Annotated in this window: 30 protein-coding genes; 13 read left to right on the top strand and 17 right to left on the bottom strand. The window is 40.8% G+C overall.

Annotation, left to right across the window (positions count from 1 at the left end):
- Window positions 1-3: 3 nt before the first annotated feature.
- Window positions 4-642: a molecular chaperone DnaJ gene (locus tag BUB11_RS09745; protein WP_073029568.1), complete on the bottom strand. Its 639-nt coding sequence runs from the start codon at window positions 640-642 to the stop codon at window positions 4-6.
- 128 nt (window positions 643-770) lie between these two features.
- Window positions 771-1,313 (bottom strand): hypothetical protein, encoded by a 543-nt coding sequence (locus tag BUB11_RS09750; RefSeq protein WP_073029569.1) that lies wholly within the window; start codon window positions 1,311-1,313, stop codon window positions 771-773.
- 269 nt (window positions 1,314-1,582) lie between these two features.
- Here BUB11_RS09750 and BUB11_RS09755 point away from each other — a divergent pair, with 269 nt between their 5' ends.
- Window positions 1,583-2,086, top strand: coding sequence for a type II toxin-antitoxin system HicB family antitoxin (locus BUB11_RS09755; protein ID WP_073029570.1), 504 nt, complete (start codon window positions 1,583-1,585; stop codon window positions 2,084-2,086).
- A gap of 743 nt (window positions 2,087-2,829) precedes the next feature.
- Here BUB11_RS09755 and pckA read toward each other — a convergent pair.
- On the bottom strand, window positions 2,830-4,407 hold the full coding sequence (gene pckA, locus BUB11_RS09760) for a phosphoenolpyruvate carboxykinase (ATP) (protein WP_143187595.1): 1,578 nt from the start codon (window positions 4,405-4,407) through the stop codon (window positions 2,830-2,832).
- A 231-nt stretch (window positions 4,408-4,638) separates the two neighbouring features.
- Here pckA and BUB11_RS09765 point away from each other — a divergent pair, with 231 nt between their 5' ends.
- The 3 genes from BUB11_RS09765 to BUB11_RS09775 all read left to right on the top strand — a co-directional run bounded on the left by BUB11_RS09765 (window position 4,639) and on the right by BUB11_RS09775 (window position 5,797).
- The gene (locus BUB11_RS09765) at window positions 4,639-5,085 is read left to right on the top strand and encodes a demethoxyubiquinone hydroxylase family protein (RefSeq protein ID WP_073029571.1); all 447 of its coding nucleotides are present in this window, start codon (window positions 4,639-4,641) and stop codon (window positions 5,083-5,085) included.
- A gap of 77 nt (window positions 5,086-5,162) precedes the next feature.
- On the top strand, window positions 5,163-5,372 hold the full coding sequence (locus BUB11_RS09770; protein ID WP_073029572.1) for a hypothetical protein: 210 nt from the start codon (window positions 5,163-5,165) through the stop codon (window positions 5,370-5,372).
- A gap of 101 nt (window positions 5,373-5,473) precedes the next feature.
- A complete protein-coding gene (locus BUB11_RS09775; protein WP_073029573.1) occupies window positions 5,474-5,797 on the top strand; it encodes a hypothetical protein in 324 nt (107 codons plus the stop codon).
- A gap of 78 nt (window positions 5,798-5,875) precedes the next feature.
- Here BUB11_RS09775 and BUB11_RS09780 read toward each other — a convergent pair whose 3' ends face one another.
- The gene (locus BUB11_RS09780) at window positions 5,876-6,433 is read right to left on the bottom strand and encodes a flavodoxin family protein (RefSeq protein ID WP_073029574.1); all 558 of its coding nucleotides are present in this window, start codon (window positions 6,431-6,433) and stop codon (window positions 5,876-5,878) included.
- A 194-nt stretch (window positions 6,434-6,627) separates the two neighbouring features.
- On the opposite strand from BUB11_RS09780, the gene BUB11_RS09785 reads away from it, so the two are divergent.
- The gene (locus tag BUB11_RS09785) at window positions 6,628-7,887 is read left to right on the top strand and encodes an MFS transporter (protein ID WP_073029575.1); all 1,260 of its coding nucleotides are present in this window, start codon (window positions 6,628-6,630) and stop codon (window positions 7,885-7,887) included.
- A 297-nt stretch (window positions 7,888-8,184) separates the two neighbouring features.
- On the opposite strand, the gene BUB11_RS09790 is transcribed toward BUB11_RS09785, so the two are convergent.
- Window positions 8,185-8,403 (bottom strand): hypothetical protein, encoded by a 219-nt coding sequence (locus BUB11_RS09790; protein ID WP_073029576.1) that lies wholly within the window; start codon window positions 8,401-8,403, stop codon window positions 8,185-8,187.
- A gap of 235 nt (window positions 8,404-8,638) precedes the next feature.
- On the opposite strand from BUB11_RS09790, the gene BUB11_RS09795 reads away from it, so the two are divergent.
- On the top strand, window positions 8,639-9,631 hold the full coding sequence (locus tag BUB11_RS09795; protein WP_073029577.1) for a polyprenyl synthetase family protein: 993 nt from the start codon (window positions 8,639-8,641) through the stop codon (window positions 9,629-9,631).
- A gap of 96 nt (window positions 9,632-9,727) precedes the next feature.
- Here the strand turns inward: BUB11_RS09795 and BUB11_RS09800 are convergent, their stop codons facing one another.
- Window positions 9,728-10,798 (bottom strand): tetraprenyl-beta-curcumene synthase family protein, encoded by a 1,071-nt coding sequence (locus tag BUB11_RS09800; RefSeq protein ID WP_073029578.1) that lies wholly within the window; start codon window positions 10,796-10,798, stop codon window positions 9,728-9,730.
- A gap of 279 nt (window positions 10,799-11,077) precedes the next feature.
- On the opposite strand from BUB11_RS09800, the gene BUB11_RS09805 reads away from it, so the two are divergent.
- Window positions 11,078-11,284 carry a ferritin family protein gene (locus tag BUB11_RS09805; protein WP_073029579.1) on the top strand — a complete coding sequence of 69 codons (207 nt, stop codon included), beginning with the start codon at window positions 11,078-11,080 and terminating at the stop codon, window positions 11,282-11,284.
- Window positions 11,285-11,305: 21 nt separating this feature from the next.
- Window positions 11,306-11,569 carry a spore coat protein gene (locus BUB11_RS09810; RefSeq protein WP_073029580.1) on the top strand — a complete coding sequence of 88 codons (264 nt, stop codon included), beginning with the start codon at window positions 11,306-11,308 and terminating at the stop codon, window positions 11,567-11,569.
- 65 nt (window positions 11,570-11,634) lie between these two features.
- Here BUB11_RS09810 and tatA read toward each other — a convergent pair whose 3' ends face one another.
- From tatA to BUB11_RS09855, 9 genes are all read right to left on the bottom strand, one after another.
- Entirely contained in the window at window positions 11,635-11,856 is a 222-nt protein-coding gene (gene tatA / locus BUB11_RS09815) for a twin-arginine translocase TatA/TatE family subunit (protein WP_073029581.1), read from the bottom strand.
- A gap of 168 nt (window positions 11,857-12,024) precedes the next feature.
- Entirely contained in the window at window positions 12,025-12,786 is a 762-nt protein-coding gene (locus BUB11_RS09820; protein ID WP_073029582.1) for an SDH family Clp fold serine proteinase, read from the bottom strand.
- A 373-nt stretch (window positions 12,787-13,159) separates the two neighbouring features.
- Window positions 13,160-13,516: a NifB/NifX family molybdenum-iron cluster-binding protein gene (locus BUB11_RS09825; protein WP_073029583.1), complete on the bottom strand. Its 357-nt coding sequence runs from the start codon at window positions 13,514-13,516 to the stop codon at window positions 13,160-13,162.
- A 117-nt stretch (window positions 13,517-13,633) separates the two neighbouring features.
- Complete coding sequence (locus BUB11_RS09830; protein ID WP_073029584.1) at window positions 13,634-14,509, bottom strand: ATP-binding protein; 876 nt, start codon at window positions 14,507-14,509, stop codon at window positions 13,634-13,636.
- Window positions 14,487-15,344, bottom strand: coding sequence for a nucleotide-binding protein (locus tag BUB11_RS09835; RefSeq protein WP_073029585.1), 858 nt, complete (start codon window positions 15,342-15,344; stop codon window positions 14,487-14,489). Before BUB11_RS09835 ends, BUB11_RS09830 begins: the two co-directional genes overlap by 23 nt.
- Before the next feature lie 4 nt (window positions 15,345-15,348).
- The gene (locus tag BUB11_RS09840; protein WP_073029586.1) at window positions 15,349-15,714 is read right to left on the bottom strand and encodes a NifB/NifX family molybdenum-iron cluster-binding protein; all 366 of its coding nucleotides are present in this window, start codon (window positions 15,712-15,714) and stop codon (window positions 15,349-15,351) included.
- Window positions 15,715-15,726: 12 nt separating this feature from the next.
- Window positions 15,727-16,110, bottom strand: coding sequence for an iron-sulfur cluster assembly scaffold protein (locus tag BUB11_RS09845; RefSeq protein ID WP_073029587.1), 384 nt, complete (start codon window positions 16,108-16,110; stop codon window positions 15,727-15,729).
- Window positions 16,107-16,487 carry a DUF134 domain-containing protein gene (locus BUB11_RS09850; protein WP_073029588.1) on the bottom strand — a complete coding sequence of 127 codons (381 nt, stop codon included), beginning with the start codon at window positions 16,485-16,487 and terminating at the stop codon, window positions 16,107-16,109. The genes BUB11_RS09845 and BUB11_RS09850 overlap by 4 nt, the downstream gene beginning before the upstream one ends.
- A gap of 66 nt (window positions 16,488-16,553) precedes the next feature.
- Entirely contained in the window at window positions 16,554-16,760 is a 207-nt protein-coding gene (locus tag BUB11_RS09855; protein ID WP_073029589.1) for a DUF5320 domain-containing protein, read from the bottom strand.
- 431 nt (window positions 16,761-17,191) lie between these two features.
- On the opposite strand from BUB11_RS09855, the gene BUB11_RS09860 reads away from it, so the two are divergent.
- The 5 genes from BUB11_RS09860 (at window position 17,192) to BUB11_RS09880 (ending at window position 22,215) form a co-directional block, all read left to right on the top strand.
- The gene (locus tag BUB11_RS09860; RefSeq protein ID WP_073029590.1) at window positions 17,192-18,805 is read left to right on the top strand and encodes a (Fe-S)-binding protein; all 1,614 of its coding nucleotides are present in this window, start codon (window positions 17,192-17,194) and stop codon (window positions 18,803-18,805) included.
- A gap of 38 nt (window positions 18,806-18,843) precedes the next feature.
- Window positions 18,844-20,529, top strand: coding sequence for an FAD-dependent oxidoreductase (locus tag BUB11_RS09865; RefSeq protein WP_073029591.1), 1,686 nt, complete (start codon window positions 18,844-18,846; stop codon window positions 20,527-20,529).
- Window positions 20,530-20,835: 306 nt separating this feature from the next.
- Window positions 20,836-21,468, top strand: a complete 633-nt coding sequence (locus BUB11_RS09870) for a YeeE/YedE thiosulfate transporter family protein (protein WP_242947509.1) — start codon at window positions 20,836-20,838, stop codon at window positions 21,466-21,468.
- Window positions 21,469-21,477: 9 nt separating this feature from the next.
- Window positions 21,478-21,708 (top strand): sulfurtransferase TusA family protein, encoded by a 231-nt coding sequence (locus BUB11_RS09875; RefSeq protein WP_073029745.1) that lies wholly within the window; start codon window positions 21,478-21,480, stop codon window positions 21,706-21,708.
- 15 nt (window positions 21,709-21,723) lie between these two features.
- Window positions 21,724-22,215 (top strand): YeeE/YedE thiosulfate transporter family protein, encoded by a 492-nt coding sequence (locus tag BUB11_RS09880; RefSeq protein WP_073029592.1) that lies wholly within the window; start codon window positions 21,724-21,726, stop codon window positions 22,213-22,215.
- 40 nt (window positions 22,216-22,255) lie between these two features.
- On the opposite strand, the gene BUB11_RS09885 is transcribed toward BUB11_RS09880, so the two are convergent.
- Both BUB11_RS09885 and BUB11_RS09890 read right to left on the bottom strand, forming a co-directional pair.
- Window positions 22,256-23,158: a selenium metabolism-associated LysR family transcriptional regulator gene (locus tag BUB11_RS09885; RefSeq protein ID WP_073029593.1), complete on the bottom strand. Its 903-nt coding sequence runs from the start codon at window positions 23,156-23,158 to the stop codon at window positions 22,256-22,258.
- 155 nt (window positions 23,159-23,313) lie between these two features.
- Entirely contained in the window at window positions 23,314-24,777 is a 1,464-nt protein-coding gene (locus BUB11_RS09890) for a hypothetical protein (RefSeq protein WP_073029594.1), read from the bottom strand.
- Window positions 24,778-24,869 lie beyond the last annotated feature (92 nt).

The following is a 24,869-nucleotide window of genomic DNA, read 5'->3' on the forward strand; positions in this document are numbered from 1 at the left end:
TTGTCACCTCCTTTTCCGTTCCCTGCGAATTGTACGCAGGTTATGGTACAGTTGCAACTCTATATGGATAACCAGTGCAGTTATGATTATAAGGGTCAGCCAGATGAAAAACTTGCCTGTATAGTACATAGGCGCTCCTGCTCCGGCAGGCTTCAACTCGAAATGCTCTTCACCCTCTGAAAAGCCGGGTGATGCCTCACCGTGACAGCTGGCGCAAGTTTCTGGAATGTTTCCCTTGGCGACTTTAGAATGAGGGTTATCTTGTCCAAAAATGTCGTGGGCACCGTGGCAATCCGCGCAGCTTGCCGACTTTTGACTGCCAAGGTGAACAGCTTTGCCATGGAAGCTTCTGGCATAACTATCCGTTACCAGACCCTTATGACAACTTGTACAGGTTGCAACGCTCTCTTTTTTATCAAGTGAGGCTCCTTCAGGATGTGGATACCCTGTTATGCCTGTATGGCAACTTGTACAACTTAAAAAGCTGTGCACCGAACTCTCAATCCTCGAACTTACGTCCCCATGGCATTGGCGACAATTGTCTTGGGCTTGTGCTACAGTTGCAGATGCAAGCACACCCAAGAGCAAAAAGACTATTGTGCTCAATACCCGCCATAACCACCATTTATTCTGTTCGGACATTCACCGCACCTCATTTTTAACTAAATAGATTTTTTTGCCATTAGCGAAGTTATTATAACGCAAACAGACCTGCAGTATACCTGCAGGCTTGTTTGAAATGGGTGTATGGAATTCAATTCATGCCTTTGTTATCTAGCGGCCATTGGATTATTAGCCACAATTTCTTCTGAAGTTTTTTCAGTAGGTTTTAACCAATTATTCCGAGGTTCGGCATCGAAAAGTGAATCGTGACCTAAGGTTGAGGCTGCTAAAGCCGTAGTGATGCCAAAAACTGCATTAGATGCTACATACCACAAATTACTCAGGGCATCTTTGGGCGATACTTTGTTTTTTACTAACCCGCTAAGCAATGCTTGGATAATTGCCCCAAATGAGATGCCGAAAAACGTTCCCTTGAGAACTATCTTGTCTTTGCCATATTTAGTTAATAGACTTACTAAGCCAAAAGCACCTATCATGCTTAGCCCTAAAGCCATGATTGACCCTAAGAGTTGACCCTCCCAGGAGTCCGCTTGTCTTCGAGAAGAAACCCATACACCAGCAGCCGTTGTGCGATATGACCGTTGAGATAATCCAGACTGCGAAGTTATTAGATCAACAATCATCATAAATATCGTTCCAATTCCACCGGCTAGAATACTTAAGAAAATGCGGTCCTTAATCTTATTCATTTAAATTCCCCCTGCAGTTTTTATACAATATAGTTTCTCACTTTATAAGTTAAATATTTCTGAATATATTATCGTTTTAATCTCAGTTCCATAAATTACATAATCGAGAATATACTAATGCCAGTGAAAAATGTCTGACAAAATAAAAACACAGTAAAAATAAGGCCTGATCAGTCGGAATAGTAGGAAAGTAATTTCTTTTCATGGAAGGTATTTCCAGATAACATCTTGAAATGTTAACTTAAATTTCTTTTTGGAGGTTAGCCGCAATGAAAAATTGCACCCTTATAGCAAGCCCACTTAATGAAGAAGGACTTTGGTTGGCAGAAATAATCGGAGTTAAAGGTTGTATAACACAAGGCAATGATCTTATGGAGGTAATACAAAGAGCCGAAGAATTAAGAGACGCCCTTGATACCATTAATGGACTTCAATTCAGAGAAGAGGAACCGGCGGAGGAAGAACAAGAGCAGAACGACTGTGATGTGATAGGGTATTTTGTATCACATAAAAATAAGGCCAATGGGTCAATTTGTTCTAATATAAACGAAGTGTTAGGAATTATTGAGGAATTTGATGTTATAGAGGACAGGGGGAGTAAAGCATTTAGGAGACACTTAGGGATTATGATAACTCATTTATCTCTGCAAATTCCTACACTTTGTATCGGACCTTGGACTATACAGTGCAAATCAATGAAAAAACAACTGGCGTCTGCCCCCAAATGGGATGGCTGGAAGGATAAATGGAATGGAAGTGAGGAAACAGCCTAAGACTCTTCAGGTTGCTCTCTAGCATAAAACATAAAACATATAAAAATAATCCCTGAAAGCTCAGCTTCCAGGGATTATTTTCTCTCTAAGTAATTCAATAATTGATAAAACCTTATTCAGATAGCTTCCACAGAAGAATCCAGGCAATTGCTCTGTTTTGAAGAAGCTTATATCACCGTTAATAAACGGGAATTAACTCATGTATGGACATCATATTAGTCTGAGTATTCATTCGTTGGAAGCATTCTTAAAAACGAGGGTATCATACCGATTAAGAGTAAGGTGATAATCAATTTCATGGTTTAAACATCTCCCTTCCTAATTTTTTAAGGCTCTATAATTAATATAATCTATATATGTTGCATTTTCGTGACCTATTTGTGTAGAATCTGTGAGGAATTTTCTATGTGCTCATCTTGCGTATTAAGTTGATTGTTACATGAAAGAGTAATGTAGCATAACCCATAGCCCAAAACGGAGAAGCAAATGGACGTAAGTAAAAAATCCAGTCCGCTCATATAAATCCCCCCCAAAATTCTTCTATAATAGTAATAACGTTTCTGGTGCTTGTTTTCTGACGGTCCTTATCGAAAATTAACGATTATTACATTAACCTGGAACAGAATGTGCAACCCAAAGGACTTTTATACAAAAAAACGGACAGCAAATGCTGTCCGTTTTGGTATATTACTATATATTCTACTTGAAAGTTCTTCAAGTAATTTTAACGTTTCAAACCCATTCTATTTGATGTTGGGCCCAGCGGAACGAATTTCAGCTGAAACGTCATCAAATCTTTGGAAATTCTGACGAAAGCTCTCTGCGAGAGAGTTTGCCGTTTTGTCATAAGCCTCAGTGTCTTCCCAAGTATTACGCGGAGTTAAAATTTCAACAGGTACTCCGTTCACCGCTTCTGGGACTAGAATACCAAAAACCGGATCAGGACGATAAGCAACCTTCTCCAAGTCTCCATTTAAAGCAGCTGTTATCATAGCTCTGGTAAACGTTAGATTCAGACGTTTTCCAATTCCATAAGGGCCGCCTGACCAGCCGGTATTTACCAGATAAACCTTAGACTGATGCTGTTCAATGCGATTTCCTAACATTTCCGCATAAACGGCCGGGCTCAATGGCAAAAAAGGTTCTCCAAAACAAGTCGAAAATGTGGCTTGAGGTTCTCTGATTCCTAGTTCCGTACCGGCAAGCTTTGATGTATAGCCGGACAAAAAATGATACATGGCTTGTTCTTTGGTTAGCTTTGCAATCGGCGGTAATGCCCCAAAGGCATCGGCGGTCAAAAACACAACCACACGCGGATGGCCGGCTAGACTAGGTATTAAAGCGTTATCAATATAAGTTACAGGATAACCAGCCCGCGTATTTTCAGTAAGAGAGTTGTCTTTGTAATTTGGCACCCTGCAATCTGTGTCTAAAATAACATTTTCTATAACTGTCCCGAAATGAATGGCATTCCAAATTTGGGGTTCTTTTTCTTGAGACAGGTCAATGCATTTAGCGTAACAACCGCCTTCGAAATTAAATACTCCGTTTTCGGACCAACCATGCTCATCATCACCAATTAGACTGCGTTCCGGATCAGCCGATAAAGTAGTTTTCCCCGTGCCTGACAGACCAAAGAAAAGTGCGACATCTTGATTAGCTCCGACATTAGCCGAACAGTGCATAGGCAAAACTTCACGAAAAGGCATTAAGTAATTAAGGACACTAAAAATCGACTTTTTCATTTCTCCAGCGTACTCAGTACCCCCTAAGATAATGACCTTTTTCTCAAGGGATAAAATAATATAAGCTTCGGAATTCGTTCCGTCTGTTTCAGGATCCGCTCTTAAACCTGGAGTACATATCATAGTGAATTCAGGTTGATGGCTTTCCAGTTGTTCTGCAGTCGGTCTAATAAATAGCTGTTGGACAAAAATATTGTGCCAGGCATATTCATTAATTACTCTTATTGGCATACTGTATTTGTTGTCTGCCCCCGCAAACCCTTCAAACACGAAGTATTCTTTAGTCTCTAAATAAGCCAATGCCCGCTGATAAAGTTTATTAAATGTCTCAGGGCTAATAGGTTTATTAACTTCTCCCCAAGCAATCTGACTACGCACCGAAGTCTCCTCAACAATAAATCGATCCTTTGGAGAGCGGCCAGTGTAGTTTCCGGTAGTACAACAAAGCGCACCGGTATTAGACAGCACTCCTTCCCGCCGATTCAATGCTATTTCTACAAGCCTGCTTACAGGCAAGTTTCTACCGACAGGAGGATTTATGGTAAATAAGCGACCTACACTGGAACTGGTATCCATCTTCTAATTAACCCCCTAGATTCTTTAATATGTATTATGCATACCACCCAACCATGACCAGAAATCCAATACAGGAATATTTGGCCATTGTATACATTGAACAATTATTGACTCTATAGGTTATATTAACAGAAACGGCCAAGCTTTTCCAAGTATTTTTTATTTGGGATAAAATAGCCATGTTTGATAAAATCTAAGTAGAAATGAGGTTCTAGATTGTGAGGTATAACTATGGACGATAAGTTGATTTTTCGGTTAAAAGAGTTCTACACATTAGAAACGTTTCAGGTTGCATTTTATGAATCTCAAGTCTCTGCTTCAACAAATGAATACTACAGTAAAGCGTTTGAAAAAATGGTACAAATCGAAAGTGGCCATGCTGATTTTTTTGCACAGGTGTTAGACAAGGCAAATATTGAAGTGCCTAATGTTGTAGGTTCAGTCTTTGAAATGGCCGGTGGTTTTATTGGGGATATGGTAGGATTAAGCGGTGCCAGTAATACCTGCAAGCTAGGTGTTGCTCTGGAAAACAAGGCCATGGAGGCCTATCGCACTTTTATCACCGAGAGTAGAGATAAACATTATTCTGAGCTTCGAAATACTCTTATGGATTATCTGCTCGATGAAGAATTCCATACACTGTGGCTTAAGGATTACATGACGAAGCATCCAAATTAAACCATTTAGAGTTTTTCTGTCCGCGAGGCAGGTTTTTCTCTCTTTCTATCGAATCACTAGATTAGAGGTGATTTATAATGAAAACTCAATATCTTGTGATCCCGGTTTCTGACGAAGATCGTAAACGTCTTAATTATGTATGTACTAAACTTGGTATTACTATTGAACAATTCTTTAATACTGCTCTGCGTGAAGGAGAAATGGAGATTCTTAGCACTGATGCATTTAAACAAGGTGGTACGTTTTGGAATAATGAAGAACACCCGTTCAAGAATGACTCGGAATAAGCTAAATACTGTCACTCTATTGTCATTTATATTATAATGTATCTAGCTGTTCAAAAGTCATTAATACAAACTCAACATTAGTAAAGGTGGAGAAAGAACGTATGAATGATAATAATAAATCTGATTTAGACCGTTTAACTGAAAACTTGGAAAAAAACGCTGAAAAATCCGAGCAAAAACTTGGTATGGTAAGCTTTACTGATTTGTTTACACCATCTTTCATGAGCACTTATACCCAATTTGCAAATTTTGGTGAGCTCCTCACTGTTGGAAAGTTTAACGTAAATAGTCTGGAAGACTTTATGGCTCTTCTCAATGAGGATTTTGACGTATTCATAAAGAAGAAAACCAAATTCAAAAACTGGGATGAAATGCAATCTACTGCTGTTTCTGATTATTTTAAGAAGCAGGAAGCTTCAAATTAGCCTTCTTGCCCTCCGATGTATAAAAGCCATCACCTTGAATACCAAGGTGATGGCTTTTGCCATACTCTATAGGATGTATTACTTATCTTTTCGCTTTAAAACCATCTCTTTAGCGGCATCATAAATAGTTTCCAGCTTGTATCTTTTATTTTTTTGAGTTACTCCAATAAAGTCAAACCTTTCAGCTTTTACATGAGTAAGAAGTCTTTCCATTGAGGTGAGACATGAGGTTATTCCATTACCGCTTCCCCCTGCTGCGGCAACGGCTATCACTGGTTTTTCTTCGAAGAACGTCTTCTCTTTTTTCAAGGCCTCGCACCGTCTTAACCGATCAGTGAAAGATTTCGCTGATTCACTCATCTCTCCCCAATAAACTGGGGTTATTAAGACAAAGGCATCCATATCCGCCATAGAAGCATGTAAACTCTGAAAATCATCCTTTACTTGACATTCATGTTCATTGCGGCAAGTTCCCCAGCCATTGCCACAGGCATGGCAACTGCCAATTCGTTGCTGATTTAAGTTTACCATTACGACTTTTGCCCCTGTCTCTTCTGCCCCCGCCTTAGCAGCGTTTCCACAGGCAGCAGTCAACCCATCAATATTCGGGCTGCTTGTTAAAATCATCACGTTCATAATTCTCATATCCTTACATTACTTATTTATTTTCCTATTGTATCAGTAAAGTAATGTCTCTGAAAGGATTTTTATGCCATATCAACTCGAATTATATTCTATGGTCAAAAATTGCCTTAGTAACAGTAATTCATTATGATATAATTACTAAGTCACATATTCCAAAACCTAAAGTGACACGAAGGTGTATTCTTATGGATATCATTATAAACGCTAAAAGGATGTTAAGCCGTAGATTTCCCGCCTTAACCCATGATAATTTCCGAATTTATTGGCTCGGGCAATGTGTTTCTTTAATTGGAACATGGATGCAAAGTATCGGGCAAACATGGCTTGTATTTTCTTTGACAGGATCTCCCATGCTGGTGGGCTTATTAGGAGCTATTCAATTCTTACCCATTACTTTGTTTTCGTTGTTTGCTGGAGTGCTGATTGACAAATATCCTAAAAGAACCATTCTGCTGATCACTCAATTTATTTCGATGATTTTGGCCTTCACCTTATTTATGCTAGTTTTTACTCATACAGTCCGCTATGAATACATACTTATTCTGGCTTTAATACTAGGATTCTTAAACACTGTTGATATGCCTACAAGACAATCCTTTACTATTGAATTGGCTGGCAAGCAGGATTTAATGAACGCCATTGCTTTGAATTCTGCCACCTTTAATTTGGCAAGGATTATTGGGCCTGCTATAGGAGCCTTAATCATGGCTTCTTTAGGTCCAGAATGGTGCTTTTTTCTCAATGGATTAAGCTTTATGGCGGTTCTTGTCAGCCTGCTTAAGATTAAAGTCACGCCTTATGTAAGAAAGAAAGTTGAAAACAATATACTTAAAGAGATAAAGAATGGGTTGAAGTATATAACTGGTGAGCCACCCCTTCTTAAAACCCTTATGATGGTATTAATAATCGGAATTTTTGTTTTTAACTTCAATGTCCTAATTCCAGTCTTCACGAAAAATGTGCTTCACCAAGGAGAATATGTCTATGGATTCTTGATGTCGGCCTTAGGCGTGGGATCATTTTTAGGAGCATTAATGGTATCCCTAAACAGCAAATCCGGACCAAAGGCTAATGTTTTGATAGGCAGTGCTGTGGTTGTTTCCGTTAATTTAATCTTAATTAGCTTTACTAAAATGTATTATTACACGGGGATACTATTAATTATCACCGGAATTTTTAATATTTGGTTTAGCACAACAGCTAATTCGATCCTCCAAATTAATGCGAGAGATGAATATCGAGGAAGAGTGATGAGTGTCTATTCTCTCGTCTTTGCCGGGGCGAGTCCGATTGGAAACATGTTTGCTGGTTTTGCAGCAGATAGGTTTGGGGCTCATACAGCCTTTTGGCTTACCGGAGCATTAACCCTTATTTCTATCGCATTGTTAATGTTAGTATTCAAGATTTATATACAAGCTAATAAGCCATCCCTAAAACTCCCCTAATAAAAAAACAAAACCCCATATTTTTGATTAAAAAAAACGACTGTAAATATAATATGTTCCAGCGATACTTGCTGGGATTGCACATGCTATTATGTATGCCAAGATTGTTGGCTTGATTAGATCATTCCAAATTCTTGTTTTATGCATTATTTCACCTCTGAGTCATCGAATGTTACTATATTTTCCAAATGAAATTTTAATTAAATGCTCGTATTTGCTCCGGCAACGTGTCCATCATATTGACACCTGCCGGAGATTTTTAATTAATTTATTCAGTACATGATTCAGCTATTAGCCTTACCCTTTTGGATTTGTGTTGTTGAGCCCTTGCATGATCCCCTTATCGTGAAAGACTTCTTTAACCTCTAAGGTTAACATGCCGCCCTTGGCATTCTTGCCGCCATCATCACCGTACTTTGGCGTTTTATCATCTTCTATTACACTCACTACACCTGCCGGTTCCCAGGGCTGACGATTTAATTGAGATGCATGTTCTTTGTCATTTTCATTACTCATTAAATTTGCCTCCTCAATGTATTTTTTGTTCCTTTAATTAATTCAAACTATAGCTCGAACATTTTTAGATTCCCCCATAGAATTAATCTTACTCATATTGCTAACGTATCATTAAGATAATTACGAGGTTAAGGATTTAGAAATATATTTCTACTTAGGGTATCCTATCATCCGCTTTATGACATAATATAAAAGCTTTTACTATATTTCAAAAAAGAGGACAGAGGCGGATGCAATGAGTATACAACAACTTTATATCAATACAGAAACATCTATTCCCAATCTCCAATTCACGGAACTCCTCTTTGTTGAGGATCAGTTACAGACTGTACTCCAAAAAGCCGATGGTCTCATTCGACAAACCTGTATAAGTTTGTTACAATCCGGTGGCAAAAGAATCCGACCACTCCTCACCCTTTATAGTGGTATGTGTTTTGCTCCCTTAAATCCATTAATGATTGAAGCAGCTGTCGCGTCAGAACTTATTCACATGGCTTCCCTGATTCATGACGATGTTATTGATGAATCAGCTACTCGACGAGGAAAACCAACAATAGTCTCGGAATATGGTAACCATGCAGCAATATTAACTGGGGACTACCTCTTCGCTGAAGCCTTTAATATCCTTTCTAAACAACAGTTATTAACCAGTATGACCTTTCTGGTTGATGCCATTCAAGCTATGTGCCATGGGGAAGTTCATCAAGCGGATGATCAATTTTCGAGCTCGGTTAACACGGAAGGTTATTTTAATCGGATTGCTAAAAAAACCGGAATTCTTCTAGCAGCATGCTGTCAATCTGGGGCTATCCTGGCAGGTGCCAAGCCAGAAGAGCTGGGTCTAATGAGAGAATACGGACTAAATCTAGGTTATGCCTACCAGATCACTGATGACATCCTGGATATTAACGGGGATACTGAATCCCTTGGTAAACCGGTAGGAGCTGATCTGGTCAATGGAAACATTACTCTTCCGATACTATATCTCTTAGAAAAACCGATTTATGGGAGCTGGCTAAAGGAAATCATGGAACTTCGTAAAATTACCTATCAAGGCACTCAAAGCATCAAAGAAGCTCTTATCAATACAGGATGTATTGATCAAGCCTATCTCACCGCAACTCAATGTATTAACCATGCCAAGGAAAGCCTGGATGCAATTCCTTCGAGCCATTATAAAACAACACTGATCAATCTCGCTGATTCGATCTTACTCCGCAGAGTGTAAAATCATGCGACTATAAAAGAGATCCATTATGGTCTAATTTAAAGCCATAATGGATCCCTCGCAATTTATAGGTTATCGACTCTTTCAGTCCCTCATTTAAATAACGTTACTTTTTCGAAGTTGCCGACACAATCGATAGAGCAACTTAACTCCTACCCCGCTCCTGTCTAATAGTTTCTTCACAATAGACTGAATGTCAACATCCATGCTCTTTTCATCGGACAGATACATAGCGAGAAGTCCTTTAATGACAACTTCATGAAACTTAGGATATTCCAAAAGCTGTGCTTGTTTTAGGGAGTTTTCCAGAAATAAGTGCATGCGCTCATAAATCATATCCGCATGATCGTAATAGGCTACGAAATTTAACTGATTCGTCTCGCGATCTTCGCGCAGATCAATGAAATAATCCAATAAGATATGAAGGCCGCATATCCAGGGGAAATAGGCATTAGTAATCATCTTAACTTGTCCTATTGGTAATTTGGGATGATGAGCCACTGCATACAGGCAGAAAATGCCTAAGGTCGACCCTGTTGCAGCTGCAAATTCCCAGGCCGTAATCTGAGAGTCCTTAGATATATGAGGGTTAATCCACTCTAGCATTTTAGCTTCCCGTTTATCCATTGCTAAATGTTTATAAGTTTGCAAGTAAGAATATAGCTCGGCTAACTTAATGGCTTCCTCTTGAACTGTTTTATGTGATGGCAATTGGCGTATACTTTCTTGGCAGGTTTTGACCAACTGTTCCAGGTACCCACCATCCTCGCGATAAGGATAGTATAAATAATAGTCTGACGGAACCGCTTCAGGATTTAAGGCCTCTTGCATTGCTAAATGCAATTGTGAGAATGCGTTTTCGTCTTGCACTTCAAGACTGTCCACAAGATTATCCAGATAATCGCTCATAGTTTGATAGGCTACGATAAATCGAATAGTTTCTGCCCTATTAATGCCTGGATAAAGAGCATAAATACTCCCCCCTTGACAGTGAAAGGCTTTTAAGCGAATACTCTCTAAGGCTTGTTGACTCAATCGTGCATCAGGTGCCTCTTTAGCTTTTTGCTTCCATTCATTTAGCTCTTGTTTCACAATAGGAAAGACCTTTGTTACGTATAGATAAATCAACTTCACTCTATTTGAGGGCTTAACATCCGAAGTATTCATATATTTATTTTCTCCTTATTTTAGAAAACTATAACTAACACCAGCTCCGAGTGTTACTGTAGCCATGACCCCAACAAGGATGTTCGAGGTTAGAGCATTGCGATTGATGTTCAACTTACTAAAATATTGTTTCCAAATTAATCCATTTCAACCCCAATTTTATATTCCTGATGATATATATTTGAAGTAATATTTCTTATATTTAATTTTCAAGTCTACATACTTCTTCTTTAATGTGACATCCTATAAAAGGTTAAATATACTGAGAGGAGAATGCAAATGAATACTTCAAATCCTGAATTAACAGCAAAAAATCTGACCATTTTAAATGACCAACTTGGCGCGGAAGCGTTGCTAGTTCATAAGTTCGCCCAAGCAGCTCAATCCGTTCAAGACCAAGCCATTAGCTCCCAACTTACTTCCATCTCCCAACAACATCGTAAACATTACGATACATTGCTCAATTATTTAAATTCTCATCAATAAACAGAAAGGGCGGGATTTAACATGCAAAATACGTTGTCTGAGCAGGAAATTTTGACAGATTTATTGACTTCTGAAAAGCACACATCTTCTACCATTAATACGTTCATTACCGAATCGACATGTGCTAATTTAAGGCAGAACTTAAAGGATATCCTAACGGAAGAACATAGTATTCATGAAAACCTGTATAATGTAATGAACCAAAAAGGATGGTATCCGACTAGTGATGCTCAAGCTCAAGAAGTTCAAAAAACTAAAGATAAGTTTAACTCTTTACAGCTTTAAATAAAATTTTCTATACAAGCAAAAAGACGGGGCTTCTGCTCCGTCTTTCTCTATCTGTGTGACTATTACTCTTTTTCGATTTTTACAGTCTTAACTTCTTTTACTTCTTTTACTTCTTTGACCTCTTCAGGTTTGTCATCACCTTCAGTAGCGGATTTGAATTCTTTAATCCCTTTTCCAAGGGCTTTCCCCAAATCCGGGAGTTTTCCTGGTCCAAAAATAACTAGAGCAATTACAAGGGCGATTCCCGCAGTCACTGGAGTAATTAATCCAAACGTTGTTAGCATATTCAGGCACCTCCAAAACTATCTACTCATCATCTAATCATATACTTAACATAACTAAATTGCAAAACCAAGCATTATGTTTATCCTACCTCATTAATGGATAACCTGCAATATGTTATCACTGGAAACTAAAGAAAACGAATAAAAAGACCGCCTACGCGAGTCCTTTTATTCGTTTTCTTTAAAAAGTTTTTCATAGCCAAGATACAGATTCCAAATAATATCCCATAGTTCTCCATGTGCTTCAGTTACTTTAATCCCTAGTTCTTTTGCTTCTCGACGTCCGATTGGATATCCGTGGGAAAAGTATCCTTCTGTTAGAGCATGGGTCACGATGGAAACTTTTTCAGGAGAGTCTTTAAGCATATAGCGCGATAATAATGTTTCTGCATATTGCCTTGATGCCTTGATTGTCTTTTCGTAGTCCCCGATAAGCCAAGGATCAAGCTTAGCAAGCATTGGAGCAGCAATATCGGTTGCAACTTCAGGGGTAGAACTGTTGACAATTAACCTTTGAAAAAAATCTAAGCAATGCCAAACTGCTTGAACGGGTACTAAAACGTCTTTATAAATTGGATGCTTAACCAATGGATCAATAGGGCCTAGTTCGGAGATCGGTCCCATCACTACCTCATCTGCCCCTAGGGCAAGCATCGAAGCAGCTGATTTGGCAACAAAGGGAACAATTACGGCAAATTCTTCACAAAACTCTCGAATCAACATCACAACTTTATAAGGAGTATCCACCGCTCCCCCATAACTGTGTAGAACTAAATCAATTTTTTTAGTATGCCCTATTTCTTTCAACTGTTTATATAGGGGGACCAAGATCGAATCATCTAACGGTGTATAAGAAAAATAGACTAAGACTTTGGAATCTCTTAATTCTTCTAAACGTTCGATATAACAAACCCGTTCCTCAGCTTCCAAACCGGTCGCCTCCCAGTTCCATCCTCACATCCCATATTATTCCTATAGGGCTTTTGTTGTGAGTACTGGGAGAATAGAATATATCTTAATTTGAATGAGTTTATTTCATACTTATAACAAAAACGTTTATTAGATATCTTGCTTACTTTAAGGCAGAGTTGATTAAGTACTTAGTATACCATCGGAATTACAGCGAATCAGTCCAGCGATAAACCCCCAATAAAATTGCCTCCTTGCTAAAATAGTATTAGCCAGGAGGCATTGAATTACTCTACCATTGTCCCATTACAACATCTGTTGAATCTTGCTTAATTAATGTCTGTTATCAAAACGTTCATTTTGTCCACTACCTTCAGTCATCCCTATAGCTCCTTTAATGTCCGCATTCATCGTGGTGCTGATGTTCATGGCAAACTGAGCCAGTAGTTTTAAGTTTGCCTTGTGAATAGAGCTCTGCTGCAGCCTTTGCCAGCCCTTTTGCGCCTGTAATTACTTCGATACCCTTCTCGTTAAATATTTGGATCGCGCCACCACCCATACCGCCTGAAATAATAACATTAATTCCTATGTCGTTTAAGAAGTTCGGTAAAAAGCCCGGCTTATGCCCGGGGTTTGGGATGGACTCACTCTTAACAATCTGATTGTTTTCAGTTTCAAAGATACTGAAACTCTCGCAATGACCAAAATGCTCTGTAACCATTCCATTATTACTTGCTACTGCGATTTTCATGTTACATTCCTCCATTTATTCCTAATTTTTACATATTATTGCCAAGCCACTCCCCATCAAAAGATTCATACATGCCTTATCAAGTTGCTAAGCTGATCGGTTTAGTCATATTCAAACTTACAACCCTAAACATTCATTGAATAACAGTTTAATTGTCTTATCAAAAACAGCTTTGGCAGCACGTCCTGCTTCGCAATCCATCTCAACAATGCTCTGACCTTGGTTGATTGCTTTAACAGCATCCGGGTCATAGGGTATTCTTCCTGCACAAGGCAGATAGAGTTTTTGACAAAACCACTCTATCTTTTTTGTGTTTTCAATATTGGTGTCATATTTATTAATACAAATGGCGATTCTGGTATGGAATTTTTCCGCTGTTTTAATGATGCGTTCCATATCACTAATGCCTGAGATAGAAGGTTCTGCAACAATCAGCACCATATCAACACCGCTAAGCGAGGCGATGACCGGACATCCTATACCCGGAGATCCATCAATAATTGCAAGCCCAGCATCTGCAGCCCCTGACTTCATCTGCTTTTTCACCTCGGTGACCAGCATCCCTGAGTTACCGCTCCCCATTTTAAGCTCTGCAGTTGAAAACACCGAATCATTGGCGTAGAGCATTAATTCTCCTGCCAGGGCAGGTTTGAGCGATACAGCTCCTGCGGGACAAAGGGCTTGACAAACGCCGCAACCTTCACAGGCATAGTAATCAACTTTATAATCAATATCCGCCTGAATAGCATTAAAGCGGCAGTTTTGCCTGCACAAATCACATTGCACACATTCATTTAGATCAATATGTGCCTTGGGCATTCCATAATAGCCTGAGCGCTTGGCAACGGATGCCTGATTCATTATTAAATGTAAATTAGGTGCATCCACATCACAATCTGCATACACTTTAGCCTCTGATAACTGAATAAAAGCACTGGCGATTGTTGTCTTTCCCGTACCGCCCTTGCCGCTAAGAATTAGCAACTGTTTCATGTTGCACCTCCTTAGCCACAATTTGAAGCATAGAAGAGAACATATCACGATACTTCTGGTTCTCTCTAACTGAGATGAGAGCATTGGAATTCAGTGTTCCAAGCTCACTGTCAAAGGGTATCTTGCCTAAAATCTTAATATCTTTTTCTCGGCAAAAGTCTTCAGCAGGATTTTCTCCCTCCAGACATTTGTTAAGTACTGCGGCATGCGGCTTCTTGAACAACTTTACCAGTTCATAAACCATATTGAGGTTATGTACTCCAAACAAGGTGGGCTCGGCAACCATAATACAATAGTCTGCATCCTTGATGCTTTCCATGACAATACAGGCACTCCCCGGTGGACAATCTATAAAGGTCAATTCTTTCCCTGCTAAATTGTTATTCAGGAGCTTCTTGATAAGGGGGACGCCGGATGCTTCACCCGTATTTAATATCCCAGTAATGACACTGACATTTTCTGAAACACCACTCTGAACTTCTCCAATAATTTTATCTTTCTCCGTCAAGGCCTTCTCCGGACAAAAAAGTACGCACCCTCCACAAGAATGACAAACGTCATCAAACACGATCACCTTGTTGATGATAAAGGCTATAGCATTGAACTTACAAAAATCAATGCATTTCCGGCAACCAACACAAAGCTTTTGATCTGCGAAAGGAATTTTAATTGAAACGCTTTCTGATGCAATGTTCTTGGGCTTAAAAAAAAGACGTCCGTTTGGCTCTTCAACATCGCAGTCTATATAGATAGCATCCTTAGCTGCCGAAGCCAGATTTACAGATACAAGTGTTTTTCCCGTGCCTCCCTTGCCGCTTAGGACAGCTATCTTCATGCTATTAGCCTCCATGACCATGAAACCCAGGATGGATATCTTCTAACAAGGATAGCTTTCCGTCATTTAATGCATCAATATTGTCTTGAATAGAAGCATTTACAGTTTTGTATAATTTGATATTGGCTGCCTTGAGAACATCTGCGGCATTCTCCCCACATCGAGGAGTAAGTAAAGCGCTCACCTTGCTGTCTACAATCGTCTGGGCAGCCTTGATCCCAGCGCCGCCTTGGCTGGCTACTGCGCTGTTATCTAAAAAAACACTCTCCTTCGATTCGGTATCATAAATCAGATAATAAGGGGTGCGACCAAAGGATTGGCTGACACTTGTTTCCATGGATTTGTCATCGACTGGAATTGCAATTTTCATTGAGAATCCTCCTTAACACTTGTCTTTGGTGATTTCGCGGTAATTGTTTATGGCATCACGCAAAGCACTAACTCCTAGATTTGAACAATGCACCTTAGCTTCAGGTAGACCATCCAGTGCCTGGATAATATCTTCTTCGGTAATAGCCAAAGCATCCTCCAGGCTTTTTCCTTTAGCCAATACTGACGTCATACTAGATGTTGCAATTGATGCACAACAACCAAACACCAGATAACTAATCTCTTGAATATAATTATCTTGTACTTTCAGAAAAATGATGAGTTCATCTCCGCATGAAGAATCCCCACATACTCCCTGAGCATTGGCATCAGGCATACTGTAAGCATTTTGTGGACACATAAAGTGTTCTATCACTTTCTCCGAATATATGATCACTCACCTCCATTATCCTCAAGCCTAAAACTTCTATCGCATTTATGTCTGAGGCAGCCACCACAACCGCATGTTTTTTCGAGTCCGTCACACAGCTTATAATCACCGCCCTCAATTCTTAACATTTTTCCGTTGACCAAGGAATCTGCCAGTTTTCTCCTCGCATCATTATAAATGCGCTGGACGGTTGTACGTGCTATATTCATTTGGTCGGCAGACTCTTCCTGGGTAAAACCTTCTAAGTCAATGAGCCGTATCGTCTCATACTCATCAACTGTCATGATTACAAAATGTTCTTGATTGATTAACGTATTAAGGGGCCCAAAGCTGTTGCTTTCCGGCAAGCAACAAACTTTTCTCCATTTTCTGGGTCTTGGCATAATTCGTACACCTCAATTATTTCATTAAGAAAGTTACAAGCCTGCAGGCGTGCTTTCAACTACCAGTTATAAAATCTCCAATTGCTTGCTAATATCAGCAAGCCTTTTTTCAAGTTGTTCTTTTTGCTCTTGCAACAATTCCTTTTGCGTTTTTGGCACTATTAAATCTTTTGTGAAATTCCTACCCGGGCCCCTTCTGTAACCTGACCCTTGGCCTAAACCGGCACCGTTCATAGATCCGCCCATCGGACCCGTTCCATCTCTTCTCGGCATACTACCGCCCCCCTTTAGTTATTGACATATGCCCTTTACAAATTGAATTATACTCCATTTTGAACATATGTCAATAACTAAGTGTTCTGTTTATTCGTGACCTCCCTCAACACCAAGAAAGTCTTCTTTCTCAGCGTAAATTCAGACTTTTTATTTGCTGCACCTTACCTCCCTCCATTAAAAGCACAACTATTCCAGATATTAAGAAATTCAATGCTTAGGATAATAAAAAACGTTTATTGACATATGTTCAATACAGAGTATAATAAAATCGAATGGGGCATATGTCAATAACTATACAACTATATTGACATGAATTATATCATATTAAGATTATCTTTTTACTCACTTCGTTATTAGGCGATAAGACGCAGCCCAAGGAATAACTACATATTTTGGAGAGTTAACTTGTCGAAAGAGGAGAGTTAAATATGATCAATCAAAGAGATTTACGCCCAAAAGATATGGGACGATCAGATGAGCAACTGATCAAACTTGAACCTGAACAGCTAATGCCATTATTTCCGCCCTATAATAAACCAGGAATGGAACCGCCCTTAACTGATCCTAAACCCGCATGGAAAGAAAAATTCTGTACATCTTTGGATGGCTACGTCGGAATCGATACGTTGATTCGCCCAAAAACCAAAGCTGAAGAGGATGAATTTGTACGGAAATTCCTCAATGGCTTAGAAAAAAGCTTTTCAGATGCCAACAATGGAGTGCTCCAGCCCCTCTTATTATCCTTTGAATACTGCGCAAAATGTGATACGTGTTCAGCGGCCTGTCATATCTACGAAGCCTCGGGAAACAATGAGCTGTATCGCCCAATTTTCCGCTCCGAAGTTCTTCGCAAGATTGTAAAGAAGTACTTTACCAAAAGCGGAAAGCTTCTAGGCAGTTTTGTCGGAGCTGATATCGATGTAAATTGGGAAACAATTGCTCGGCTTGGAGAATTAGCCTATCGCTGTAATCTTTGCCGTCGTTGTGCTCAGACTTGTCCATTGGGCTTAGATAATGCCATTCTCACGAAAGAAATCCGTAAAATTTTCAGCCAAGAGATGGGCATTGCACCTCTCCCCCTCCATACCAAAGGAACGGTTCTCCAAATAAAAACCGGTTCATCTACGGGAGTTAGCAAACCGGCTTTCTTAGATACGATAGAGTTTTTAGAAGAGGATATCGAAGAGAAGTATGGCTTAAAAATCAAATTTCCCATGGACAAAAAGGGTGCTGATATTCTTCTGATCCATAATGCGGGCGAGTACATGGCCTGGCCGGAAAACCCTATCGCTTTTGCTATTCTCTTTGAAGAAGCTGGTTTGAATTGGACACTCAGCAGTGAAATCGCTGGATATGACAATGTAAACTACGGGATATGGTATGATGATTTCCAAGCAAAAGCTCTGGCCACATTACAGATGAAAGTTGCCAAAGAACTAGGAGTCAACCGAATAGTCATTGCAGAGTGCGGACATGCTCATAAGGCTTCGGCGCTAATAGCGGATCGAATGGTGTTTGCAGATGCTAAAGTTCCGGTTGAGAGTTGTCTCCCTCTTCTTTGGGATATGGTCAGGCTCAAACAATTAAGGTTAGATCCCAGAAAAAATAACTTTCCTGTAACGCTCCATGATCCTTGTAATTATGTTCGAGGAATGGGGATTGTGGAACCGCAACGAAATGTCTTAAAAGCCATATGTCCTCAGTTTAGAGAGATGACTCCGCATGGTGTTGACAATTATTGTTGTGGCGGCGGCGGTGGTTTTGCTATTACGAATTCTATGAACTTCTCTGAATGGAGAAACAAAGTAAGCTCTCGTATGAAGTTTAACCAGATCCTCGGAGCCTTTCAGGATAGTATGGAAAATACTGCCCTGCCTAAATATGTGTGTGCACCTTGTTCTAATTGTAAAGGAGCTATTCGCGACATTCTAGAGTTTTACGAGGCGACAGACAAATTTAATGTTCAATATGGCGGTTTAGTAGAATTGATGGTTAATGCACTTGTGAGTATGGAAAAACCATTTTTGGAGTTCTTGGAATAATGATTGTGTATTTCTTAATTTAATGAGGGGGAGCTTTCATGAAAGTAATTATTGTAGGCGGGGTTGCTATTGGTCCTAAAGTGGCTGCACGTTTAAGGCGTATTAATCCGGATGCTGAGATTACCATCCTAGAAAAAGGAAGTCTAATCTCTTACGGTGGATGTGGACTGCCATTTTATGTCGCTAACTTAGTGCCCCGATTAGAAGATTTAATGACGACCTCCTACGGTGTAATTAGAGATACGGAATTTTTTGCGGCACAAAAGAATGCAAAAGTTTACACTCAAACAGAAGCTATAAAAATTGACAGGATTAATAAAAGAGTTTGGGTCCGAAATTTGCTCACAAATCTCGAGGATGCCTTGCCTTATGATTATTTAGTTCTCGCAACCGGGTCTAAGCCGAGTATACCGCCAATTCCTGGCGTTAAGTTAGGACGGATATTCACCATGCATCATCCGCATGATGCCCAGAGTGTCAAGGATTTGATCAAAACAAAGCAGGTGAAGCATGTCACCGTAATTGGGTCTGGGTTAATCGGAATAGAAACAGCGGATGCACTAGTTAGCCCTCGTTTGAAGGTTACAATCTGTGAGGCAGATTCTCGGGTATTGCCAAAGTTACTTGATTCTGACATGTCCAAACTGGTTGAGCAAAAAATAAAGGGACATGGCGTTGATTTGCAACTTTCCTGTAAAGTGAAGGCTTTCGAAGGAGATGCTGAAGACAATGTATGCCGAGTCATAACAGAACAAGGAACAATTGAAACGGAAATGGTAATTATCGCCACTGGCGTTCGTCCAGAAATTGGTCTCGCCAGAGAGGCCGGGCTCACGATTGGCAACACAGGAGCAATTCAAGTCGATGAGCATCAGATGACCAATGATCCGGCTATATATGCTGGCGGAGACTGTGCCGAACAACGTCATCTCCTTACCGGGGAACCTGTTTATATTCCGCTGGCCTCGACCGCTAACAAGCAAGGCCGCGTTATCGCAGATCATATTGCTGGAATCCCCGCTCGCTTTGCCCCAGTCGAGGGAACATCTATTCTTCAAGCCTTTGATCTCACTATCGGTCGCACGGGATTAGGCGAAGAGGAGGCTCGCAATCGAGGATACAATGTCGTAACCAGTGTGAGCAGCGGCCTTGATGCTACTCACTATTATCCCATGCATGCTCTTATCACGATTAAATTAATTGCTGAACAGGAAAATGGCCGCTTACTTGGCGCCCAAGTCTGTGGCATAGGGGAATGTGCCAAGAGACTTGATGTACTGGCAACCGCGCTTAAATTTGGCGCTAAGGCAGAAGATTTGATCGATTTAGACCTAGCCTATGCACCGCCATTTGCCACCGCTATTGATGTGCTCATACATGCTGCTACAACGTTAGAAAACATGCGTCAGGGGATAGCGTTAGGAATCACAGCGGAAAACGTCACCAAACGCTTAGCGGCTGGAGAAAAGCTCTGTATTCTTGATATCCGTGAGCCGGACGAAGTGATGGCTAACCCGCTGTCCCTTGATGGGACCATGGTGATTGGGTTAGGCGAACTCCGAGAACGTTGGGAAGAGATCCCCAGGGATTCTTTAATTGTAACCGTATGCGGATTAGGAATAAGGGGCTACGAAGCTGCATGCATGCTCCAAAGTAAAGGTATTTCTCAGGTGGCGTTTCTCCAAGGAGGACTTAATGTAGGAAGTGCCTTCTTTAAACAGTAGTCCCTCCGGCTGTTGGGAAGGAATTTCCTAAACTTTCCTGTCACCATCCTCCCTCGCCTTATTCACAGAGGAAACATGACAGGAATCATAGTGAAAGCACGTTGACGTGGACAATCAACGTGCTTTTCATATTGTTAAAACTTCCTTCCTTAGCAGAAGTTGAGATACTTCCTAAAAAAATATGGTCTAAATGGAAGAAATTTATCTATCAATTTCCTCTATAGCCTGAGCTTGACAACAATATTTATGATATGATATTTATTGTCTATATTGTTTTAGGTGACTATGTGAGGGGGAGATTGGTCAGTGTCGATCAATAGTGCTTTTCATTCCCAAAGGAAATGGAATATCGGGTTTATCCTTTTTCTCACATTGTTGCTCCTTCTCCTTTCTCAAATAAGTATCCGTCTTACGCTAATTACGGCTCTAGGGATAAGTTTGGGTTTTGTTTTACAGAAGTCTCGCTTTTGTCTTGTGTCTGCATTACGAGATCCCATATTGATTGGTATGACTCAACTCACTCGAGCCTTTCTTTTGCTTTTAGGAATTAGTATCCTTGGTTTTGCCCTGGTTTCCTGGGGAGCTTCGCAGAGTAATATCCCCTTATCCCTTAATATCTTTCCCATGGGCGTGCACACTGTTGTCGGTGGTTTGTTGTTCGGGATAGGGATGGTGCTGGCTGGCGGCTGTTCAACCGGAATTATAATCCGTATCGGAGAAGGTTTTGCCATGCAGATGCTGGCTTTTTTCGGTTTAGCTGTAGGCTCAGTTTTAGGAGAGCGATCGTTGAAAAGCTGGAGGTATACCTTTGGTGAATGGCCAGGAATTTTTTTGCCGGACATTTTCGGTTGGGTTCCAACCCTTATTCTTGAATTAATCGTTTTATTAACCTTATGGCAGTTAGCTAGATGGTGGCAAAAAAAACAATTAGGGGAATAGGTGAAAGCTATGACTCGTTTTTCAATTGATATATGGGGAGAAATGTGTCCAATTCCCCTAATTAAAGCAAAAAAAAAGTTGTCGTCCATGCAATGCGGGGATATTTTGGTCCTAGAAACTGAACACAGTTGTACCTCAAGGGGAATTGTTGTATGGGCAAAAGCCAATCGATATATTATTGAAGAAAAAGAAGTGGCGAATGGAATATGGCATCTTGAGCTGACAAAAACGCATGATTAAAGAGAGTGTGCAGCAATGAAAAAGACTTTACAGACAATCATCCATGGCCCTTGGGCTTATTGGATAGGGGCAATTATTTTAGGTCTCCTAAACATACTTGTGCTGATCGTGAGGCGTCAACCCTGGGGAGTTACTTGGAATATAGAAATTTGGGCGGAATGGATCGGTACTAACCTTGGAGTTCTCAGTGACCGAGGATTTACCTTTGAGGGATTAATGGCTGCCTCAGGAACCTATTTGAACCTCGGTTTGTTGCTGGGTGCTTTTTGGGCAACATTGGTGGCTTCACAAGTTCGCTTTCGACCAATCCGGGATAAAAAGTTCTTTTTTTCTGCTTTAATCGGTGGACTGCTCATGGGATACGGAGCACGAATTGCATATGGTTGCAATGTAGGCGCCCTGTTAAATGGAATTGCTTCTAGTTCTCTTACCGGATGGATTTTTGCATTCGCGGTCTTTTTAGGAACATGGCTAGGATCAAAACTTCTCCTTAAATATTTAATGTAAAGAGACAGCCGACGCTGTCTCTTTACATTTGTTCCTATTTTCAACAAAGGCAACTTTCTTCAGGATTCGTAAGGAATTTAATAAACAGCTTTGCCTTCGTCGTAAGTGGTCGATTATTAGGATAAACAATATTAAAGATGAGAGGCATCTCCATGTCCATAATCCTTAGGACTTTAAGCGTCCCCGTGTAAGCTTCTTTGCGAACTGCGAGCAGTGGCATAACTGATCCCCCTAATCCTGCCTCAACGGCGGATTTGATGGCATAGATATTCTTCATCTCGGTAATCACTTTCAGCTGATTCACAGAATAGCCATGACGAGCTAAAGCTGTTGCTAAAATCTTACGTGTGCCTGATCCATCTTCTCGCATAATTAGCGGTTGTTTGAGGAAGTCTTGCAGGGAGATAACGCCTCCTTCAGCAGGATGCTGAGGAGGGACAATAAGTACCAATTCATCCGAAGCAACATGAAGGGATTTAAGGGTAGAAGACTCTGTGTCCCCTTCCACAACACCGATATCAACGACATCAGAAATCACCATACTAAGGACCTCTTCGGCATTGGCGATATTTAGGCAAAGCTCGACCTCCGGGTATTGTTCTTTAAACAAATAGATCGAGCAGGGAAGAGAGACATTTCCAATAGTGGTACTTGCCCCAATTATGACTTGATTGTTTTCATGCTTGAAGACAGTTTCGATTTGTTGTTCCATTTCGTCTTGAAGGTCAAGGATCTTTTGTGCATAGTTATAAAAGACTTCGCCAGCCTTGGTAAGCGTCACGCCCTGTGGAGTTCGGTCAAGCAATTGCCCCTGGTAGTATTCTTCTAAATTTTTAACATGTGTGCTAACGGCCGGTTGACTCATATGCAATAATTTTGCTGCTTTTGAAAAACTTTGTTGACGCGTTACCATACAAAAGATCTTGAGTTGGTTACTATCCAATACAATTTCACCATCCTCTAAGTTTCTAAGGAATTAAACATATATCAGTATTGTATAGCCAAGCACTATAGAATTCAATCAACCAAGCTTTGGCCTCCGTTCATTTCAGACTATCTGCCACATACTTCTTCCCCCTCATCGCTTCAGTTGCAGTCTCATTCTCCTCCCGAGGAAGGTTTATCCTTCGAGACATCATGACATTTATGGCAGTCATCGGAAGACTGCTTATCCGGGTCCTGACGACATTGACTATCAATAACCTGGGGAATTAGATATTTTTCCCCATTTGTTTTACGATAACTGAACCATTTGCCGTCTTCCTGACGGACGTAAGCTAATTCCTCGCCCTTTGCCGTCTTCAGAATGACATCCCCCATTTCGAGAGATGGAAAGGCTGGATTGATGCGTGCTTCTACCCAGGCCATATCGGATTTATCCGTTATCTCCCACTCAATGGGCTTACTAACCGTACTTCCATGGCAATCCCGACATTGGATTTTCAACGCTTTCCATTCAGAAGAATACATTTCCCCGTCTCCCATAGTCTCCTGGCGGGTATGGCAGTCTACACAGTCCAAGTTGACTTCGCATTTAGTAAAGACCAATCCCGGGGAATATACATTCTGCCAGCGCGTCTCCAGACTTTCCTTATCCGGGGGTGGCGAAGATTTAACACGTTCTAAATCAGGGCGAGGAATAAAATCCATAGTATCGACCTTATAATCTCCCTGATTATGACATTGATTACACTGGGTGTAAGGGATTTGCACGGTTAGAGAGTGGGACATCCCATAACCTGATTTTGACCGAGGGATGGTGACATCCTTTCCCTCATAGGTGTGTTGTGGATTGCTTAATACATGACAGCTCTCGCACCCGTTGGCCTGAACTTCTTGCCCCGGTAGTTCTCCCCCGGTCAGGTGACAAACTGCTAAACAGTTCTGCTGGAATTTCGGCTCTTCCCCACGCTGGTTAAAAGGCGCTGGGAAATCCGCCGCGGTCTCTCCAGGTTTCAGCAGCACCCGTGGCGGAATATCCAGCCCGTGCATATATCTGGTCATGGAAAGTTCTCCTCCTTTGCTGGCCATCAAGGCAGTGGTCAGCAAATCTACTTGATTGTCAGACTCTTGCCGATTTCCACTATGACATTGCCCTACTTCCGAGTTCCCTCCGCAACTTATGCGAGTCACCTCTAACTGACCAGGATGCCCCCCCCCATACATCCCCTCATGAGCAGTCTGCTCATCCACAGACAGGGCATTCCCTCCGTGACAAACTGTACAGCCAATACTATCACTGGGGTGAGAAACAGAAATTTCTTCGATTCCCAAATGACAAGTAGTACAACGTTCAATGCGACCATTTGATAGGCGTATCTCCTGCAGAGCTGGCTTCTTATCCTGCCACACTTTAATTTCCTGTGCCAGTTTTTTTACTTGCTCTTCTCCTTGAACAGTGGACATAGTTCCTTGAAGCTCTTCAATCTGCGCTTGGAAATACTTCCTTTGCCAATCCTGCCAAGGAGATGAGCTAAACGAATCGACCGCCAAGAAAACCATTGTGAGGCAAAAAATGATGGCTAACCCCAGCAGTATTATTAATCGTGATCGCTTGGTCATGCCGGAAAATCCTCCTTCACCCCATAAACGTATATATAGAAAACTTGGCTAGCGCCCGAAGACACCGTCTTCGCACGTGTTAGCTTTCTTGC

This window comes from Desulfosporosinus lacus DSM 15449, from assembly GCF_900129935.1.
Lineage (GTDB): Bacteria > Bacillota > Desulfitobacteriia > Desulfitobacteriales > Desulfitobacteriaceae > Desulfosporosinus > Desulfosporosinus lacus.

Coding starts and splice junctions, on each gene's coding strand:
- BUB11_RS09865 (WP_073029591.1), top strand. CDS start 18,844: ATGAAAGTAATTATTGTAGGCGGGGTTGCTATTGGTCCTAAAGTGGCT.
- BUB11_RS09810 (WP_073029580.1), top strand. CDS start 11,306: ATGCAAAATACGTTGTCTGAGCAGGAAATTTTGACAGATTTATTGACT.
- BUB11_RS09875 (WP_073029745.1), top strand. CDS start 21,478: ATGACTCGTTTTTCAATTGATATATGGGGAGAAATGTGTCCAATTCCC.
- BUB11_RS09805 (WP_073029579.1), top strand. CDS start 11,078: ATGAATACTTCAAATCCTGAATTAACAGCAAAAAATCTGACCATTTTA.
- BUB11_RS09850 (WP_073029588.1), bottom strand. CDS start 16,487: ATGCCAAGACCCAGAAAATGGAGAAAAGTTTGTTGCTTGCCGGAAAGC.
- BUB11_RS09825 (WP_073029583.1), bottom strand. CDS start 13,516: ATGAAAATCGCAGTAGCAAGTAATAATGGAATGGTTACAGAGCATTTT.
- BUB11_RS09790 (WP_073029576.1), bottom strand. CDS start 8,403: ATGAGTAATGAAAATGACAAAGAACATGCATCTCAATTAAATCGTCAG.
- BUB11_RS09800 (WP_073029578.1), bottom strand. CDS start 10,798: ATGAATACTTCGGATGTTAAGCCCTCAAATAGAGTGAAGTTGATTTAT.
- BUB11_RS09745 (WP_073029568.1), bottom strand. CDS start 642: ATGTCCGAACAGAATAAATGGTGGTTATGGCGGGTATTGAGCACAATA.
- BUB11_RS09860 (WP_073029590.1), top strand. CDS start 17,192: ATGATCAATCAAAGAGATTTACGCCCAAAAGATATGGGACGATCAGAT.
- BUB11_RS09775 (WP_073029573.1), top strand. CDS start 5,474: ATGAATGATAATAATAAATCTGATTTAGACCGTTTAACTGAAAACTTG.
- pckA (WP_143187595.1), bottom strand. CDS start 4,407: ATGGATACCAGTTCCAGTGTAGGTCGCTTATTTACCATAAATCCTCCT.
- BUB11_RS09830 (WP_073029584.1), bottom strand. CDS start 14,509: ATGAAACAGTTGCTAATTCTTAGCGGCAAGGGCGGTACGGGAAAGACA.
- BUB11_RS09750 (WP_073029569.1), bottom strand. CDS start 1,313: ATGAATAAGATTAAGGACCGCATTTTCTTAAGTATTCTAGCCGGTGGA.
- BUB11_RS09880 (WP_073029592.1), top strand. CDS start 21,724: ATGAAAAAGACTTTACAGACAATCATCCATGGCCCTTGGGCTTATTGG.
- tatA (WP_073029581.1), bottom strand. CDS start 11,856: ATGCTAACAACGTTTGGATTAATTACTCCAGTGACTGCGGGAATCGCC.
- BUB11_RS09855 (WP_073029589.1), bottom strand. CDS start 16,760: ATGCCGAGAAGAGATGGAACGGGTCCGATGGGCGGATCTATGAACGGT.
- BUB11_RS09890 (WP_073029594.1), bottom strand. CDS start 24,777: ATGACCAAGCGATCACGATTAATAATACTGCTGGGGTTAGCCATCATT.
- BUB11_RS09765 (WP_073029571.1), top strand. CDS start 4,639: ATGGACGATAAGTTGATTTTTCGGTTAAAAGAGTTCTACACATTAGAA.
- BUB11_RS09770 (WP_073029572.1), top strand. CDS start 5,163: ATGAAAACTCAATATCTTGTGATCCCGGTTTCTGACGAAGATCGTAAA.
- BUB11_RS09840 (WP_073029586.1), bottom strand. CDS start 15,714: ATGAAAATTGCAATTCCAGTCGATGACAAATCCATGGAAACAAGTGTC.
- BUB11_RS09795 (WP_073029577.1), top strand. CDS start 8,639: ATGAGTATACAACAACTTTATATCAATACAGAAACATCTATTCCCAAT.
- BUB11_RS09755 (WP_073029570.1), top strand. CDS start 1,583: ATGAAAAATTGCACCCTTATAGCAAGCCCACTTAATGAAGAAGGACTT.
- BUB11_RS09785 (WP_073029575.1), top strand. CDS start 6,628: ATGGATATCATTATAAACGCTAAAAGGATGTTAAGCCGTAGATTTCCC.
- BUB11_RS09780 (WP_073029574.1), bottom strand. CDS start 6,433: ATGAACGTGATGATTTTAACAAGCAGCCCGAATATTGATGGGTTGACT.
- BUB11_RS09835 (WP_073029585.1), bottom strand. CDS start 15,344: ATGAAGATAGCTGTCCTAAGCGGCAAGGGAGGCACGGGAAAAACACTT.